This window comes from Brevibacillus schisleri (assembly GCF_055685845.1).
In genome coordinates this window covers 3,622,755-3,638,274 of sequence record NZ_JBVNDM010000001.1, presented here as the reverse complement: position 1 = coordinate 3,638,274, position 15,520 = coordinate 3,622,755, and the positions used below count along the sequence as shown (strand labels likewise).

Below are 15,520 nucleotides of genomic sequence, written 5' to 3'. Positions count from 1 at the left end.
AAACGGGAGAGAGGGCTCACCATGCTAACGAAAATGATGGCCATTAGTCACATGATTGGCAATACGCCTTTAATCAAACTTGAGCATGAGCACATCAATCTGTTTTGCAAGCTGGAGTACAACAACCTCATGGGAAGTGTAAAAGTGAGGCCCGCCTTTTATATATTACAGGAGGCAATCAAAAGAGGAGAGATTACGCAAGAAACTACGGTAATCGAGTCATCTTCGGGAAATTTTGCTATCGCTTTAGCGACTTTATGCAAGCAAATCGGAATTAAATTTATTCCAGTCATTGACCCCAATATTAATCCTGTCTATGAGAATTTGCTCAGGGTATTTTCTCATGAGGTCGTAAAAGTAACGGACCGTGACGAGACAGGGGGATTTCTTCTAACGCGCATCCAAACGGTCAATCGCCTACTCAATGAGACGAAGAACTCCTTTTGGACCAACCAGTATGGAAATCCGGATAGCGCTCGCGCCCATTACTTCGGACTGGGAGCCGAGATCGCAGACAGCTTCGAGACGTTGGATTATGTGTTTATCGGCGTCAGCTCTGGCGGCACGATAACTGGAATCTCGCAGCGATTGAAAGAACGATATCCGAACATAAAAATCATTGCGGTCGATACGGCAGGATCCGTGATTTTCGGACAAGAGCCACAAAAACGATACATCCCGGGAATTGGATCAAGCATGCGACCTGACATACTCAAGGGCGCGATCATTGATGAGGTCGTTCATGTTTCGGAGGAGGACACAGTCGAGGCTTGCTATCAGCTTTATACTGAGCATGGCATTTTTGCCGGAGGATCTTCTGGGACATCTTACTGGGCGATTAAAAACTATTTCAAAGATCAAAAGTATGCAGTCAAGCCTAATGTCGTCTTTTTATGTCCAGACGGTGGTATGCCATATGTCAATACCGTATACAACCAGGAATGGGTCCAGTGGTTGCATCAGCAAAAGCATTCTTTCGTTGGCAATTAAGCAGTGTCCAATAAATCTACTACGATAAGCAGGGTGGGATGTACAATGTTATATCTAAACACGAGTGATATTGAAAAGGTCGGCAAGAATTGGAAGGAAACCATTGATGTTATTGAACATGCTGTGCATTCCTTATACAAGGAAGATTATGCACAGCCGATTAAACCTTACTTGCGATATCACGACATGGCAAACCGTATTATTGCCATGCCAGCATTTGTAGGTGGAGATACTTACATGGCGGGAATCAAGTGGATTGCCAGTTTCCCGAAAAACCTCCAAGAGGGCATCCAACGCGCGCATTCGATTACGATCCTGAACGAAGCCAGAACAGGTAAGCCTGTGGCAACAATTAATACTGCCCTGGTCAGCGGGATTCGAACGGCTTCTGTTTCCGGTCTTCTCCTCAAGCATTACGAACAAGTACGTCCCCTGCAAAATGTAACGGTCGGAATTATCGGATTTGGTCCGATTGGCAGACTTCATCTACAAATGGTAACGGCCATGTTAGGTGAGAAAATCGACAAGGTGGTTCTCTATGACATTGCGGGTATCCAGCAGGAGCATATTCCGGCTGAGATAAAAGAGAAAACATTTATCGCGCAAACGTGGGAAGAGGCATACTGCGAGGCAGATGTGTTCATTACGTGCACGGTATCACCGCATGGTTTTATTGACAAGCAACCCAAACGTCATTCTTTGTTGTTAAATGTGTCGTTACGCGATTTTACACCAAAAATTCTCGACTATACCCGCTCCATTATCGTAGATGACTGGACTGAAGTTTGCCGTGAGAACACAGACATCGAGATGATGCATCTGGAAAGAGGATTGCAAAAAGAAGATACCAAATCCATTACAGATATCGTCTGCCTGGACCAGATGAAGGAATTTCCACAAGATGAGCCCATCATGTTTAATCCGATGGGGATGGCGATTTTTGATATCGCCATTGCTGCCTACTACTACAAACAAGCACTCTCGCAGGGGATCGGAACTCACTTGCAAGACTAACTGGAGGTTACCATTTTGTACGATGTGCTAGCAAATCTAAAACTGGTAGAGTCATCTCGTATTTGTTTGCACGAGTCACATGAAAACAAGCGACTACACAAGACCAGACAGATCATTGAGAAGGAAGGGATTTTGCGACATCCTCCGCTGGCGATTCACATGCAAAACGGCCAGTATTTGATCATTGATGGTGCACATCGGACCTTTGCTCTTCAAGCGCTTGGGTGCAAACATATCCCCGTACAGGTAGTGGAGCATGAGGATTTTCATTTGGATATGTGGGATCATATTGTGCCAGTCGCTTCATGGTTGCAATCGGTGGAGCAAGATTCTGTGTTTCGATGGGAAACAGAGCGTTTACGAGAAACACCTGTGGCAGAGATGAAGATAGGGAACAACGAACGTTTCTATCTGTATCCAAATGAGAATCGGCAGGATGATGAGTTGCGAATGAAGCTATGGCGTCGACTGGTTGATAGTTATAACTATAGCCATCCGGTGCATCGGCTGCCCACAGGAATGCTCGAATGGCCGGACACAGGAGCTACCTTGATACGGTTCCCGCAAATCAGTCTGGCTGAATTGGAGCGTATCGTATCGGAAGGGCATGTTTTGCCTGCGGGTGTTACCCGTTTTGAAATAGACGGGCGTCTATTAAACTTGTGTATTCCGATTAGCCTATTGAAACAAGAGCAAATCGAGCAAGAACAGTGGGAGCGATTGGTTAAAAAATGGAGAGAAACCTTGCGCCTCTACTCGAAACCCGTGTATATGTGCGATGCGTAATAAGAAACCGTGGCGAGTTTAATTTGCCACGGTTTCTATCCAATCCCAATTGACATCATGTGCTCGTTTTCTTGCGGTTACGGTCTTTCCCACAGACGCAGAGCCTAAAAAGGAGTGGATCATTCTGCAAAAGATCATAGAGGAGTCGAGAAGAAAACTAGCGTTCTTGCTGATGGGTTTGGTTCTCGTACTATCTGGCAGTATACCCGTGTATGCCGAAACAAGCGTTCGACAGGATACGGAAATCGGAACGGCAATCGAACAGCTGGTCAATCAGACCATGGAGTCGGAAAAAATCCCAGGAGCAGCCGTTGTGGTCGTCAAAGAGGGGAAAACCATTTACAAGCAATCGTTTGGTTTCTCTGACACCGAAAAGCAAGAGCCGGTTACTTCTGACACATTGTTTGAAATCGGATCGAACTCCAAAGCATTTACAGCGCTAGCCGTACACCAGCTTGTCGAGCAAAAACGACTTTCGCTGGACGACCCGGTTCAGAACTATATTCCATGGTTTCGCGTTACATATAAAGGACAACAGGAAACAATCCTGATTAAGCATTTGCTGTACCATAATAGCGGGATTCCGTTTGAAAGCATTGGTTCCATCCCTATTTCTTCTAGTGAAAATGCGATCGAAGAAACTGTGCGAGCCATCAATCATTTTGAACTGGTACGCAAACCGGGGACCGAGTATGAATACGCCACCATTAACTACGATATCCTGGGCTATATTGTTGAGAAAGTCACCGGAGAAACGTATGAGCAATATGTACAGCAACAGGTCATTGCCAAATTAGGACTAACCCAAACCTTTTTGAAGGCACAAGCACCCGTGGAGGGGATGGCAAGAGGGCATAAAATCGAGTTCTTTTCCCCAAAAGTGTATGATGCGCCTGATTATCGTGGAAATACGCCAGCGGGCTATGTCGTTTCCAATTTAAACGATATGGAACGATGGTTGCAGATTCAGCTAGGGTTGGAGGCATCTTCGTTTCCTCCCGAGTTGGTGCGTGCTTCCCATCTTCCTGATCGTTCGGTAGCTCCTGCTGCAGACGGTTTCTCGTATGCGTCAGGCTGGATGATTTATCAGGATGGTGGAGGGCAAATTTCGCACGGCGGCAATAACCCTGCCTTTTCTTCGTACATGGTATTTCGTCCAGAAGAAAAGCTGGGCGCCGTCGTTTTGACCAATCTCAATTCGTTGAACGCATCTGTTATCGCAGAAGGGGCCGTCAATCTTGTACTAGGCAAAGAAGCTCCCGTAATCGTGTCCGACACCAATCTTCAAGCGGATCGCCTGGCAAGCATTTCTCTTGTGATCCTTGGCATCCTTTTGTTGCTACTTGTTGGGGGGATCGTGCAGATTTTCGTGCAAGTTTATCGAGGCGAAAGAAAACTCGCCGCGAATGCGGGGCGAATCTGTTTTGCATCCTTTGTTGCATTTGTTGTCATGGGCAGTGTTTTGACAGCCGCCTTATACTATTTGCCCGACGTTTTTTTTATGGGCTTACCGTGGCCATTCATTGAGGTCTGGCTCCCCATCACCATTTTTTACGCCATGTACGCATTGGTGACAGGACTCGCTCTGTTTAATGTCTACATCACACTCATCCGCTTGTTCCCGAAATCGCAAGAAACATCCATGACGTCTATTGTCATACAGGGGCTTATCAGCGGATTTGGAAATGCGTTGATTATTTTTATGATCAATCTGGCACTTACTTCTACGAACAAGTTTCACGCATCCATTTTCCTGTATTTTCTCCTGGGTATCTTGTTGTATATCGTTGGGGAGAAAATGATGCGTAGCCGGCTGATTGTCATCACAAATGAAATCGTATACGAAAAAAGAATGGAACTGATCCGCAGAATTTTTCGGACCCCCTATCAAAAGTACGAGACACTTGATAACGGTGAAATATATGCGGGGTTAAATAACGATACGGAAACGATTAGTACGTTCGCTAATAGTGTCGTCGTGGCACTGACGAGTGCGGTTACACTCGTGTTTTGCTTCATTTATCTGGGCTCGCTGGATCTATACGGATTTTTGTTTTGTTTGGCGGTCATTTTTGTGGCAGTAGGCTTGTATACGCTGGCAGGTCGCTTTGCAAACAAAGTATGGGAGGAAACCCGAGACATCCAAAATGTGTTTTTCTCCTATATTACCGATATGATCGGAGGCTTCAAGGAGCTATATCTGACGCAGGCGCAACGAAAAGAATTCGAAGAAGATATGGAAAAAAGCTGCTCTGACTATCGACATAAGAAATCAGCGGGCCAATTTAAATTTGTGAACGTGTATTTGATTGGGGAATTGCTTTTCGTTGTGGTAATCGGCACGGTTGCCTTTTTATTCCCGGTCCTATTCCCTTCGCTTCAAAAAGAGATGCTGATTAGTTATGTGTTTGTCTTTCTGTATATGACAGGGCCTGTTCACGGTATTTTGAATGCAGTACCGGAGCTGATTCGGATCAAGATCAGCTGGCAGCGACTGAATGCGTTGCTTGATTCCTTATCAGTGGAAACGAGAAGAGAAGAGGAGAGCTTAGCTGAGCGGAACGCGCAAGATTTTGAGTCGTTTTCAACGGAACAGGTGCGTTTTCGATACAAAAACAAGGAGGGAGAAGAGTTTTCCGTAGGACCGCTGGACTTCTCCTGCCAAAAAGGGGAAATCGTCTTCATTGTTGGTGGTAACGGCAGCGGGAAGTCAACATTTGCCAAGCTAATCACCGGATTGTATGAGCAGGATGAGGGCGAGTTTTTCATGAATGGCCAAAAAGTGAATGCTGATCAACGCTGCGAATTCTTCTCTGCGATTTTCAGTGATTTCTACCTATTTGAGAAGATGTACGGAATCGATTACCAAGCGAAGCAAGAGGAAGTGAACAAATATTTAGAGGTGCTTCGCATCGCTGACAAAGTAGAAGTGGATGAAACGGGAACGTTTAGCACAACAAAGCTGTCTACGGGTCAGCGTAAACGCCTTGCCTTAATGCTCAGTCTGGTAAGAAACCGACCTATTTTCCTCTTTGACGAGTGGGCAGCAGACCAAGATCCTGAGTATCGCCAATTCTTTTACGAATCCTTGCTGCCAGAAATGAAAAGACAGGGGAAATGTGTCATCGCGATCACACACGACGATCGCTATTTCCATCTTGCTGACCAGGTAGTAAAAATGGAGAGTGGACGAATTATTTCGCAGCAAACGTTTGCGCATGCCTGATGGAAAAGCAAGCAGAGAAGACCGAACGGGGACGATGCCCGACGGTCTTTTCTTGTAGGACTGGCACCGCTCCCTTCGATTGGAGATACTAGACAAATAATTCAGATAGCTATATAATTGGAAGCAGTTGGAATAGAATGAGGTAACATCATGCGGGTGTAGTTCAATGGTAGAACTCCGGCTTCCCAAGCCTGTGGCGTGGGTTAGATTCCCATCACCCGCTCCATACGAAATGGTAGAAAAGCCTTTGATATCAAGGGCTTTTCTTGTTTTTGCAGCAATGTTTGCAGAAAAACACGATTGGAAGCGAAACTTTTAAGTAGTTCATACAATTAAACTGTAAGTAGAGGTGGTCAAATGGAGTCAATATTAACAGAGGAATCGATATTGGAAGACTTAATTAGAGCTTCACATCATTTTTTTGGATTGGAAGTAATTGAATCCAGTCCAATAAAACGTGGTTGGTTAAACCTGAAATGGAGAGTCACGACTGAATCAGGGCAATTCTTACTTAAACAATACAATAAAGAACGATTTAAGCTGTATAATCCTGAGGATCTAAAGTTTGCATTCTCTCAACAGGTTAGATTAAATAATCAAGGCCTTGCATGTCCTAATCTTTTATCACACGATGAAAGTATACTGCTTAAATCAGATAAAGGAGAACTCTTTATTGTCATGGAATATTGCCAGGGAAAACTAATCTCGCCAGGTAAAGCTAATGCACATCAAGTATACAATCTAGGTCGAGCAACTGGAAAAATGCATCGATTGTTAAACGACGGGACACTTGGTTCTAAAGATACTCCCCAATTTGTTCCTCCAAGCCGTGAAGAGCGTTTAGCACATTGGAAATCAGTTATGAAAAAGGCAAGGGAAGCTGGGAAGATCGAATTGCTTGATGATATAGAGACACAACTTAAAGCAACTGAAGAAATGAATATTGAAAACCTTGAAATACTTTCTACTGGGTGGGCACATCGTGACCTTTGGGTCGATAATATTTTATTTGATCATAATCGATTAACTGCAATACTAGATTTTGATCGACTGAAATATGATTATCCTCAACTTGATGTTGCACGGGCAGTTATGTCATGTGCCTTAGATGATTATTTTGACGTTTCCTTGGCTTCAGCGTTTATTGAGGGATACAGTGAGGAACGCACCGTTATGGATGGTTACTTAACAAATTCATTGCAGTTGTTGTGGTATATGGAAAGCCCATGGTGGATTAATTCTAACATGGACCAACATAGTGTACCTCCGGCTCGTTTTGCAAAGGAAATGATTTGGCTCGCTAACAATCATAAAAATATGTCCACACTTTTAGGGAATATCTAGCTAAAGAAAGTGATCATGAAAAACGAACCGACTTTTTGCCGTTTTTAGCAAATTAGCCGGGTAAATGGTTCAATAAACACAACAGTTAGCATTAATAATCTGTTGTGTTTATTTATTATCAAATACCCTACCAGTCTTTCATAAGTCAATAATGACCGCATATTATTTAGTTTTTGGATTTATTCAACTAACAGGCAGGATAATACAACAGCCGTGTTTATTGCAGGGGTTTTTCCAATGTCTACATTAATGGGTGCACTTCAACCGAAACACACTGGCTGCTTAGGCTTTTTTAGTTGCGTCTACTTGACAGGGGTAAGAGACGGTCGACTGGTAATCCAAAATGGTTTTCTTTGGATGTGAAATAAGGCGGTAACTTGTTATTACATCAATTTCATGTATAATGCAATTAATGCATTATACATATTATGCGCAAGACACTAGTTGATGGGAGTGATTAATTTCTTATGAATAGAGAAGAAGCCTTGAAACTAAGAACAGATATTAAAAAATTTATTAGAATGACTGGAATTCTCGAACCAGAAAGAATTCCAAAAGATCTGTTTGAAAAACCTTTGTCGGTTTCCCAAATGATGGCGTTAGAAGAACTAGAGCTCAAGAAATTAACTATTTGGGAATTAGCTAACAAGCTTAAATTGGAACAATCATCGGTAAGTAGATTAGTAGACAAGTTGGTAAAAAATGAGCTTATTTGCCGTGAAGTAAATGAAAATAACAGAAGGGAGGTTTATCTATATCTCACAGAAAAAGGTAAAATAACGGTTGCTTCTTTACGGGAACAATCGATTCATTTTTATCAAGGAATTCTCAATGATTTATCAGAAGCTGAACGGAAAACAGTTGTCAATGGCTTTGAACTCTTAATCAACTCGATAGCTAAATCCGCTTCCTTAAAAAGGAATGGAAAATCGTAATAGAAGGAGGCCGTGAATGAGTTTAGACTTTGAAGGGCCAATTATAGAATTAAAAGAAAAAATCGATGAATTACAGAAGTATATGGAAAAAAATGATCTCGATTTATCTTCAGAAATTCATGCATTAAAAGAACGATTAAAAGTAATGCAATCTGAAATTTATACGAATATTTCACCATTTCAACGAGTTCAAATTGCTCGGCTTCGTAACCGGCCTACAACATTGGACTATATTCCGTTATTGTTTACAGATTTTATCGAACTTCATGGCGATCGACTATATGGAGATGATAAAGCAATAATCGGTGGAATTGCGAAATATAAAGGCATGCCTGTTACGATTATTGGTCACCAAAGAGGTAGGAACACAAAGGAAAGCATAGAAAGAAATTTTGGAATGGCACACCCAGAAGGTTATAGAAAAGCTTTACGCCTTATGAAGCAAGCTGAAAAGTTTAATCGCCCTATTATTACATTCATTGATACTTCAGGTGCTTATCCGGGGAGAGAATCTGAAGAACGTGGAATTTCTGAGGCAATAGCTCGTAATTTATTTGAAATGGTAACACTTAGAGTACCGATTGTTTGTATTGTAATAGGAGAAGCATCAAGTGGTGGAGCCCTTGGGATTAGTATCGGTAATCATATTCATATGCTAGATAACTCGTGGTACTCGGTTATTTCTCCGGAAGGAGCGGCATCGATATTATGGAAAGATGCTAAGTATGCTCCAAAAGCGGCTGAATACATGAAAATTACAGCAAAAGAATTGAAGGACTTAGGAATTATTGATCAAATCATTCCTGAAGTGAAAGGTGGAGCACAAAATGATATAAAATGGCAGGCGGAAATGGTTGAATCTGCAATCGAATCATCTCTAAAAGAATTGGTACGAATGTCTCCAGAAGAGCTTACACAACAGCGATATGAAAAGTATAGAGAGATGGGGAAAATTGGAATCATAGACGGAACTGATGAGGAAAAATAGAGAAGAATGAAAGGAAAGGTAAATGCGCTTTCTGTGAGGTGAAATACTATATATTCTCTGAACAGAAGAAACAAGGGTGTACAGGGAAGTTACACCAAACAAAGTCCTTCCATGGTAATTTGGGAAGGACTTTTTATTTGTACATTCACCTTATCCATCCCGATTTCCATTCCCGCAGGATTCTCAGTCTTGTGAGTAGAATAAACCAATGAGCTCGCATGATAATCCGCTTTAACAAGCCGTCCTTTCTTGGTGATACCAGTTGAAAAATAGAATCGGAGGATTGAAATGAGAACCATACCACTCGGCACGAGCAAGTTAGAAGTCCCTGTTATCGCAATCGGTTGCATGAGAATAGGCTCACTAGACAAGCTGCAAGCGGAGCGCTTCGTACAAACGGCGCTTGAAGAAGGGCGAACTTCTTCGACCATGCAGATATTTATGGAAAAGGCAGTTGTGAGGAAGTATTTGCAGAAGCGATTCAGATGAGCCCTAGCGTTCGCGAGCGTATCCTGTTGCAATCGAAATGTGGTATTCGGCCCGGTATGTTCGACTTTTCCAAAGAGCATATTTTGAATGCAGTAGATGGTATTCTAAAGCGTCTAAAAACTGAATATTTGGATGTTTTGCTGTTGCACCGTCCTGACACGCTTGTCGAACCAGAAGAAGTAGCGGAAGCATTCGATCTTCTGGAAAGCACGGGTAAAGTACGCCACTTTGGTGTCTCCAATCAAAATCCGATGCAGATCCAGCTGTTACACAAATATGTGAAGCAACCAATCGTCGTTAACCAGTTGCAGCTCAGTATTATGAACGCGACGATGATCTCACAAGGCTTCAACGTCAATATGGTGAGCAACTCGGCTGTGAACCGCGATGGTAGTGTACTCGACTTCTGTAGGCTGCATGATATTACCATTCAGCCTTGGTCGCCGTTCCAGTATGGATTTTTCGAGGGGTCTTTTCTTGGGAACGAGAAATTTCCTGAATTGAACAAGAAAATCGATGAAATTGCAGCTAGATATGAAGTCTCCAACACGACAATCGCCATCGCTTGGCTACTACGGCACCCGGCGAACGTGCAACCTGTCATTGGCACGACGAATATCGACCGAATGAAAGCATGCGTGAAAGCTGCCCATATTCGTTTGACGCGAGAAGAGTGGTATGACATCTATCGCGCTGCCGGAAATGTCTTGCCTTAACGGATTCTAATATCCCAGCAATAAAACAATGATGGTCTAAGCATTAACGTTGGAAATGTATAGTGTAAATACTCGTGAAACGTCATCAAAGCACCCCCTCGCTCTACTAGATTGGATTTTACCTATTCCTGTAAAAATTCTTTTTGTTTCCACTCTTTGTATAGAGTAAGGTCGCTGCTCACTTGTCGAAACACCAATCCAATGATTGTCGCGTCATCTAGTAAACCAACAACGGGAATAAAATCTGTGATGGCGTCTACGGGTGAAACAAAGTACAAAATCCCGCCAATAATCATCAAGATGGATTTAACAGGGATTGTTCGGTATTTACCACTCGTCCAATCACCGAAAATACTAAAGAGAAGCTGTAAATTCTCCCAAACATCACCGATCGCTTTTTTATCAGCTTTTTTCATTGCTTTTTTTAGGAGATGAGAAGCTTTTTCTTTATCATTCAGATATTCCGAGGCTTTGGATTCATAATTTTTAAGAAATCTCTTTTCATGTTTAGCCATAAGTCCCCCTATGTTTCGTTGAAGCCAAAAAGGGCGAGAAAACGCTCATTTTTGGCTTCGGTGTTATTGACACCACTTTTAGTCCATGAGGTGCTGCATGATAGATCTTCCCCAGCGTCTTTTTCTGGTGTTTACACCAAGATGACTTTACCCGTACGATGACGGCTCTCCGCAAATTGCACGGCCTCTTTTACATTCTGCAAAGCAAATTTTTCTCCAGGCGCAGCTATAAGGAGCTTCCCATTCTGAACGAGCTCGATGACTTTCTCAAACGTCTCGTGCCAGGTAGAAACGGAAACCCGTTGATTCCAGTGGCGCAACAAAAACAATTGTGGGAGAACGCCAAGCTCTTTCGAGATGATCGACCAATCCACTTGAACTCCCGATAAAAGGCCTAATGATAAGAAAATCCCGCCAGCACGTGTAGACTTCGCCAGATTTAAACCGTCTGGCCCGCCAATGGAATCAATAGACGCATGTGCACCTTGTCCATTCGTGACACTCATGATGGCATCATAGATAGACACATGTGAACTGTCGATGACATGCCATGCCCCAAGCTGCATCAACTCCTCGGTATATCTTGCGTTTCGGACAATGGCGATTACCCGAAAACCAAAAAGAGCGGATAGCTGAATAAACAAGCGGCCAATGGCTGAGTTGGCTGCATTGATTAACAAAACCTGCTGAGAAGACAGTTGAAGGGTCTCCTTGCAGATGATCCACGCAGTAATGGGGTTGATGTACAACCGACTGGCGATATCATCTGGGATCGAATCAGGAACCTCAATGGCTAGCTCGGCTGTCGTTTTGACGTAATCTTGCCATGTACCCTCACCGCGCAAAGGCAGGACACGTTTCCCGATAAGAGAGCGGGGAGCAGAAGGACCTGTATCAATAACGGTACCAACCCCCTCATACCCAGGAATAGCGGGGAGGTTGATGCGATGCTTGTAAGCACCACGAATCGGGATGATGTCCGAAGGGTTAATAGGACGTGCGCTCATTTTCACCAAAATTTCATCTTGCTTCAGCGGTTCAATCAGCCGTTGTTCAACCTTCAATACTTTATGAGGCTCGCCAAATTGATCGTAACGTATAACTTGTGCATACATGGTTGTGTACTCCTAACTTTGTCAGCGATCAGTGACGAAGGAAAGTTCTTCCGTCGTTACGTATGGATCGGATTGTCTTTATCATAGTGATAAAAAATAAACGCCGTCATCAAAACGAGAATTTGGCATGCTGCTAAACAAAATCTTTCCAGGAATGCTTTTCAAAATTATACCAATTGTTTGGCGGGGAAACAAATTGACATAAAGTGAGATTGAAAAGAGAAAAAGAGCGCATCTGCGCTCTTTCGGATCATGCTTTTGCTCGTGGTGCACTTTCAAAGCCTACTTTTTTATGCGTGCCATCACAGAACGGTTTTTTCTCGGATTGACCGCATCGACAGAGCGAAAAAGATGAACCGATTTCATACTTGTCGCCTGCTCCATCCAGTAACTCAACTGCACCAGTAACACGAATTGATCCATTGTCGTTAATCTTGATGGTTACTTTTTCTTGATCCACATGTCATCCCTCCTTTTTTACTATCTTTACCTACTATGATTTCGGGCAGAAGGGTATGTGGTAAATAATTATTCTCTACATGGGAAGAGCCTGTCACAGCGATATTGAACTTGCTGGTGGAACAATGCAAATTCGTGTTAAAATCAAGACAAGGTACGGTTATTTTTAGGAGGGAAAGGGTTTTGTCTCATGACGATTTCAATGGATGACTTAGAGTCAGACCCTCCTACACTTTATAAAGAAGCATTTGTAAACGAGTGAGCTTGAAAAAAAGCGGGAGGCCGTCAGCTCCTCACCTGGTTACGGGTGGGAACTGGCGGCCTTTTTAGCGAGCAGCAGAAGGATCAAATCGGCGTAGACCGATCAGCAAGAAAACAAAGAGTAAGACAAGCGGAATCACTACAATAGATGTGTCACCATGTAAAAGCAGAGTGACTGTAGCACCAAGCATAATGACTGCGAGTGTATAGGCGGCGTAACGCGCATACTTTTTCATCAATAAACCCAGTCCGCCGAGCACTTCTCCCAACCCGATTACAACTTGGAACCAAGGGGGAAACCCGAATCCTTGGAAGGCGAGTGTGGCCTCTTGATGACCAATCAGCTTGTAAATACCAGAGAAAACGAACATCAAGCACAATCCTACAATGATTACCCATTTTGCAAACGTACGCAGACTTTTCACACTGAAATCCTCCAATCGTTTCGTTGTTGGATTCAGTATAAGCCGTCCATCATGACATCTTTTGTCATATAGCAATGACTGAACGTTTTGGATCGTAGGTAGGATTGTTGTTGAAGGTAATTCCTCCATTTCGGAAGCTGATTTGAGTATAATAGGATGGGGTAATAGCCGAAAAGTAGATAATTTCCGGGAACCAGGTGTGCAAAAGGCACCAAACCAATCGGGAAAAAAGCATGGAGGAATGCGATATCCAAACAAAACAATATAACGTACCCGTTGAAGCGACATTGGAAGTAATTGGTGGGAAGTGGAAGGTTGTTATTCTTTGTTTGTTAAAAGAAGGTACGAAAAGATTCGGTGAGCTGCATCGATATATGCCAAGCGCATCGAAAAAGATGCTGACCCAACAGCTACGTGAGCTCGAAGAAGATGGATTGGTCAACCGATCCGTCTATCATCAGGTTCCTTTAAAAGTGGAATATTCACTTACGGAGCAAGGAGAGAGCTTGCGGACGATCTTGAATCTGATGTGCGAGTGGGGCGAAGCGCGTATTCATAAATAAAATGATGCATAGGAAAAGCCTACCATTTCATCCGCAATGGAATATCGATGGTAAGCCCTTGTATAACAGATTATGCGCTACTCATCACTTGTATTTTTCGACGTACTCGGCGTAGTTTACTACTTCGATGACACTCGACCAACGAAGAACGGTTCCTACAAACCGTTTAATGTCTAAACCTTGCATGTCGTATGATTCGGCGGTATTTGTTGTTCCAGTTGCGTCCTTAATGAACGTCACCTTATATCCGCGATCATAGGCAGCAATGGCCGTAAACATACAACAAAATTCCGTCTCAAAACCGATTATAAAAAGATGTTCGACCCCTAAGTTTTCTAAAGTTTGTGTGAGCTCCGTTTGGAAGAAGGAACTAGGGGTTTGGTTCTCGATCAAGTAATCAGAATAGTCTTTAAATGGAGGGTGTATTTCAGAACCGATAGAGCTTCTATTCAGTGGACTTTCTTCTGCAGCATCGATATGTCTGATAAAAATGACAGGACGATTGCTCTCTTTAAAATCCTTAATTACTTGTTCCATCAAAAAAAGTTCCTCTTTGTAATCCCCACCATTCACAATTCCGCTTTGCACATCAATGACTAAGAGTGCGCTCATTGCTTCACCTTCCTTCTATCATGTAGATAGATCATTCGGTAGGAAAGCGTGTACTTCCTGCAAAGTAACTACCATAAGATAATGAAGGAAATTCAAGTACTTCATCCGTGTTTCCCAATTTAGCCACACAAGGCTCTTCTTCCACGAGTGAAATACCGGAAATGGGAACGGTTTCCGTCTTACATGTCGTCAATGAAGTGCGAATTAAGCTAGGGTATTATGGATTTTCATTGGAAACAAGCTGTTGACCAGCTCGCCTCCACGGCCTCGACTAGTACAGTTCGAGGCTTTTTGTATGCAGTTTAGCCTTCTGTTTTTGATATGATAGAAAGGTCTAGTTTGCACGAATACTTGATCAATAAAGATTTCTGGAGGTTGCCATGCGCTATCAAGTCATATTATTCGATGTAGATGATACACTTCTTGATTTCAAAAAAACAGAAGCAAATGCTTTGCAAAAGACGTTTTCCCAGTTTGGACTTGCTACGGGATCGTCTGATTATGGAGCGACCTACAAAGAGATCAGTAAAGGATTGTGGGAGGATTTAGAAAAGGGGCGGATCACTCTAGCAGAGCTGGGCGTAGAAAGATTTCGAAGACTTTTCAAAGCTGTTCAGCTAGACGTCGATGCAGAGGCGTTCGGCAGCGCCTATCTCGAATCCTTGGGCAAAGAAGTGCATTTGGTACCGGGAGCGGTTGAGTTGTGCAACAGTTTGGAGGGTTGCCGTTTGGCGATCATTACGAATGGGTTCGCCTCTGTGCAAACGGCAAGAATCGCCGCTTCACCGCTTTGCAACTCTTTTGAGCATCTGATTATTTCCGAAGAGGTCGGCTACAAAAAGCCCGATCGGGAAATTTTTGACTACGCGTTTTCCAAATTGCAATGGACGGAGAAGGCGAACGTATTGATGGTGGGAGATTCCCTGACATCTGACATACAAGGGGGAGCCCATTACGGGATTGATACGTGCTGGTTCAATCCTCAGGGCAAGGAAAATCAGACGAGCATTCAGCCGACGTACGAAATCAGAGAATGGAGCGAGCTTCAAGAAATTGTGCGGAAGGGTATCGTGAATTTGTAG

14 protein-coding genes, 1 tRNA gene and 1 pseudogene are annotated in these 15,520 nt (G+C 43.2%); 11 read left to right on the top strand and 5 right to left on the bottom strand.

What is annotated here, in order from left to right:
* Positions 1-21: 21 nt before the first annotated feature.
* From sbnA to ACUUHJ_RS17005, 9 genes and pseudogenes are all read left to right on the top strand, one after another.
* Positions 22-990 (top strand): 2,3-diaminopropionate biosynthesis protein SbnA, encoded by a 969-nt coding sequence (gene sbnA, locus ACUUHJ_RS17045; protein WP_472299450.1) that lies wholly within the window; start codon positions 22-24, stop codon positions 988-990.
* A 45-nt stretch (positions 991-1,035) separates the two neighbouring features.
* Complete coding sequence (gene sbnB, locus ACUUHJ_RS17040) at positions 1,036-2,004, top strand: 2,3-diaminopropionate biosynthesis protein SbnB (RefSeq protein ID WP_472299449.1); 969 nt, start codon at positions 1,036-1,038, stop codon at positions 2,002-2,004.
* Positions 2,005-2,028: 24 nt separating this feature from the next.
* Positions 2,029-2,790, top strand: a complete 762-nt coding sequence (locus ACUUHJ_RS17035) for a ParB N-terminal domain-containing protein (protein WP_472301209.1) — start codon at positions 2,029-2,031, stop codon at positions 2,788-2,790.
* Between the two features lie 166 nt (positions 2,791-2,956).
* A complete protein-coding gene (gene edeA / locus ACUUHJ_RS17030; RefSeq protein WP_472299448.1) occupies positions 2,957-6,016 on the top strand; it encodes a cyclic peptide edeine export ABC transporter EdeA in 3,060 nt (1,019 codons plus the stop codon).
* A gap of 152 nt (positions 6,017-6,168) precedes the next feature.
* Positions 6,169-6,242, top strand: a tRNA-Gly gene (locus tag ACUUHJ_RS17025).
* Positions 6,243-6,373: 131 nt separating this feature from the next.
* Positions 6,374-7,360 (top strand): phosphotransferase, encoded by a 987-nt coding sequence (locus ACUUHJ_RS17020; protein ID WP_472299447.1) that lies wholly within the window; start codon positions 6,374-6,376, stop codon positions 7,358-7,360.
* Between the two features lie 467 nt (positions 7,361-7,827).
* Complete coding sequence (locus ACUUHJ_RS17015) at positions 7,828-8,295, top strand: MarR family winged helix-turn-helix transcriptional regulator (protein ID WP_289673160.1); 468 nt, start codon at positions 7,828-7,830, stop codon at positions 8,293-8,295.
* A gap of 16 nt (positions 8,296-8,311) precedes the next feature.
* A complete protein-coding gene (locus ACUUHJ_RS17010; RefSeq protein WP_472299446.1) occupies positions 8,312-9,283 on the top strand; it encodes an acetyl-CoA carboxylase carboxyltransferase subunit alpha in 972 nt (323 codons plus the stop codon).
* A 288-nt stretch (positions 9,284-9,571) separates the two neighbouring features.
* A pseudogene (locus ACUUHJ_RS17005) lies at positions 9,572-10,488 on the top strand (aldo/keto reductase).
* A 122-nt stretch (positions 10,489-10,610) separates the two neighbouring features.
* Here the strand turns inward: ACUUHJ_RS17005 and ACUUHJ_RS17000 are convergent.
* The 4 genes from ACUUHJ_RS17000 to ACUUHJ_RS16985 form a co-directional block, all read right to left on the bottom strand.
* The gene (locus tag ACUUHJ_RS17000) at positions 10,611-11,003 is read right to left on the bottom strand and encodes a YkvA family protein (RefSeq protein WP_289673156.1); all 393 of its coding nucleotides are present in this window, start codon (positions 11,001-11,003) and stop codon (positions 10,611-10,613) included.
* Between the two features lie 131 nt (positions 11,004-11,134).
* Entirely contained in the window at positions 11,135-12,118 is a 984-nt protein-coding gene (locus tag ACUUHJ_RS16995; protein WP_472299445.1) for a zinc-dependent alcohol dehydrogenase family protein, read from the bottom strand.
* Between the two features lie 250 nt (positions 12,119-12,368).
* Entirely contained in the window at positions 12,369-12,578 is a 210-nt protein-coding gene (locus ACUUHJ_RS16990) for a CDGSH iron-sulfur domain-containing protein (protein ID WP_017249053.1), read from the bottom strand.
* Between the two features lie 325 nt (positions 12,579-12,903).
* Positions 12,904-13,263 carry a DoxX family protein gene (locus ACUUHJ_RS16985; protein WP_472299444.1) on the bottom strand — a complete coding sequence of 120 codons (360 nt, stop codon included), beginning with the start codon at positions 13,261-13,263 and terminating at the stop codon, positions 12,904-12,906.
* A 233-nt stretch (positions 13,264-13,496) separates the two neighbouring features.
* Here ACUUHJ_RS16985 and ACUUHJ_RS16980 point away from each other — a divergent pair, with 233 nt between their 5' ends.
* The gene (locus ACUUHJ_RS16980; RefSeq protein WP_015891469.1) at positions 13,497-13,826 is read left to right on the top strand and encodes a winged helix-turn-helix transcriptional regulator; all 330 of its coding nucleotides are present in this window, start codon (positions 13,497-13,499) and stop codon (positions 13,824-13,826) included.
* An 84-nt stretch (positions 13,827-13,910) separates the two neighbouring features.
* Here ACUUHJ_RS16980 and ACUUHJ_RS16975 read toward each other — a convergent pair whose 3' ends face one another.
* Positions 13,911-14,438, bottom strand: coding sequence for an isochorismatase family protein (locus ACUUHJ_RS16975; protein WP_472299443.1), 528 nt, complete (start codon positions 14,436-14,438; stop codon positions 13,911-13,913).
* Between the two features lie 380 nt (positions 14,439-14,818).
* On the opposite strand from ACUUHJ_RS16975, the gene ACUUHJ_RS16970 reads away from it, so the two are divergent.
* Positions 14,819-15,520, top strand: coding sequence for a YjjG family noncanonical pyrimidine nucleotidase (locus ACUUHJ_RS16970; protein ID WP_289673149.1), 702 nt, complete (start codon positions 14,819-14,821; stop codon positions 15,518-15,520).

Excerpts from the sequence above, each read along its gene's own strand:
- ACUUHJ_RS17010 (WP_472299446.1), top strand. The coding sequence starts at position 8,312 with ATGAGTTTAGACTTTGAAGGGCCAATTATAGAATTAAAAGAAAAAATC.
- sbnB (WP_472299449.1), top strand. The coding sequence starts at position 1,036 with ATGTTATATCTAAACACGAGTGATATTGAAAAGGTCGGCAAGAATTGG.
- ACUUHJ_RS17020 (WP_472299447.1), top strand. The coding sequence starts at position 6,374 with ATGGAGTCAATATTAACAGAGGAATCGATATTGGAAGACTTAATTAGA.
- sbnA (WP_472299450.1), top strand. The coding sequence starts at position 22 with ATGCTAACGAAAATGATGGCCATTAGTCACATGATTGGCAATACGCCT.
- ACUUHJ_RS16975 (WP_472299443.1), bottom strand. The coding sequence starts at position 14,438 with ATGAGCGCACTCTTAGTCATTGATGTGCAAAGCGGAATTGTGAATGGT.
- ACUUHJ_RS16995 (WP_472299445.1), bottom strand. The coding sequence starts at position 12,118 with ATGTATGCACAAGTTATACGTTACGATCAATTTGGCGAGCCTCATAAA.
- ACUUHJ_RS17015 (WP_289673160.1), top strand. The coding sequence starts at position 7,828 with ATGAATAGAGAAGAAGCCTTGAAACTAAGAACAGATATTAAAAAATTT.
- ACUUHJ_RS16970 (WP_289673149.1), top strand. The coding sequence starts at position 14,819 with ATGCGCTATCAAGTCATATTATTCGATGTAGATGATACACTTCTTGAT.
- ACUUHJ_RS16980 (WP_015891469.1), top strand. The coding sequence starts at position 13,497 with ATGGAGGAATGCGATATCCAAACAAAACAATATAACGTACCCGTTGAA.
- ACUUHJ_RS17000 (WP_289673156.1), bottom strand. The coding sequence starts at position 11,003 with ATGGCTAAACATGAAAAGAGATTTCTTAAAAATTATGAATCCAAAGCC.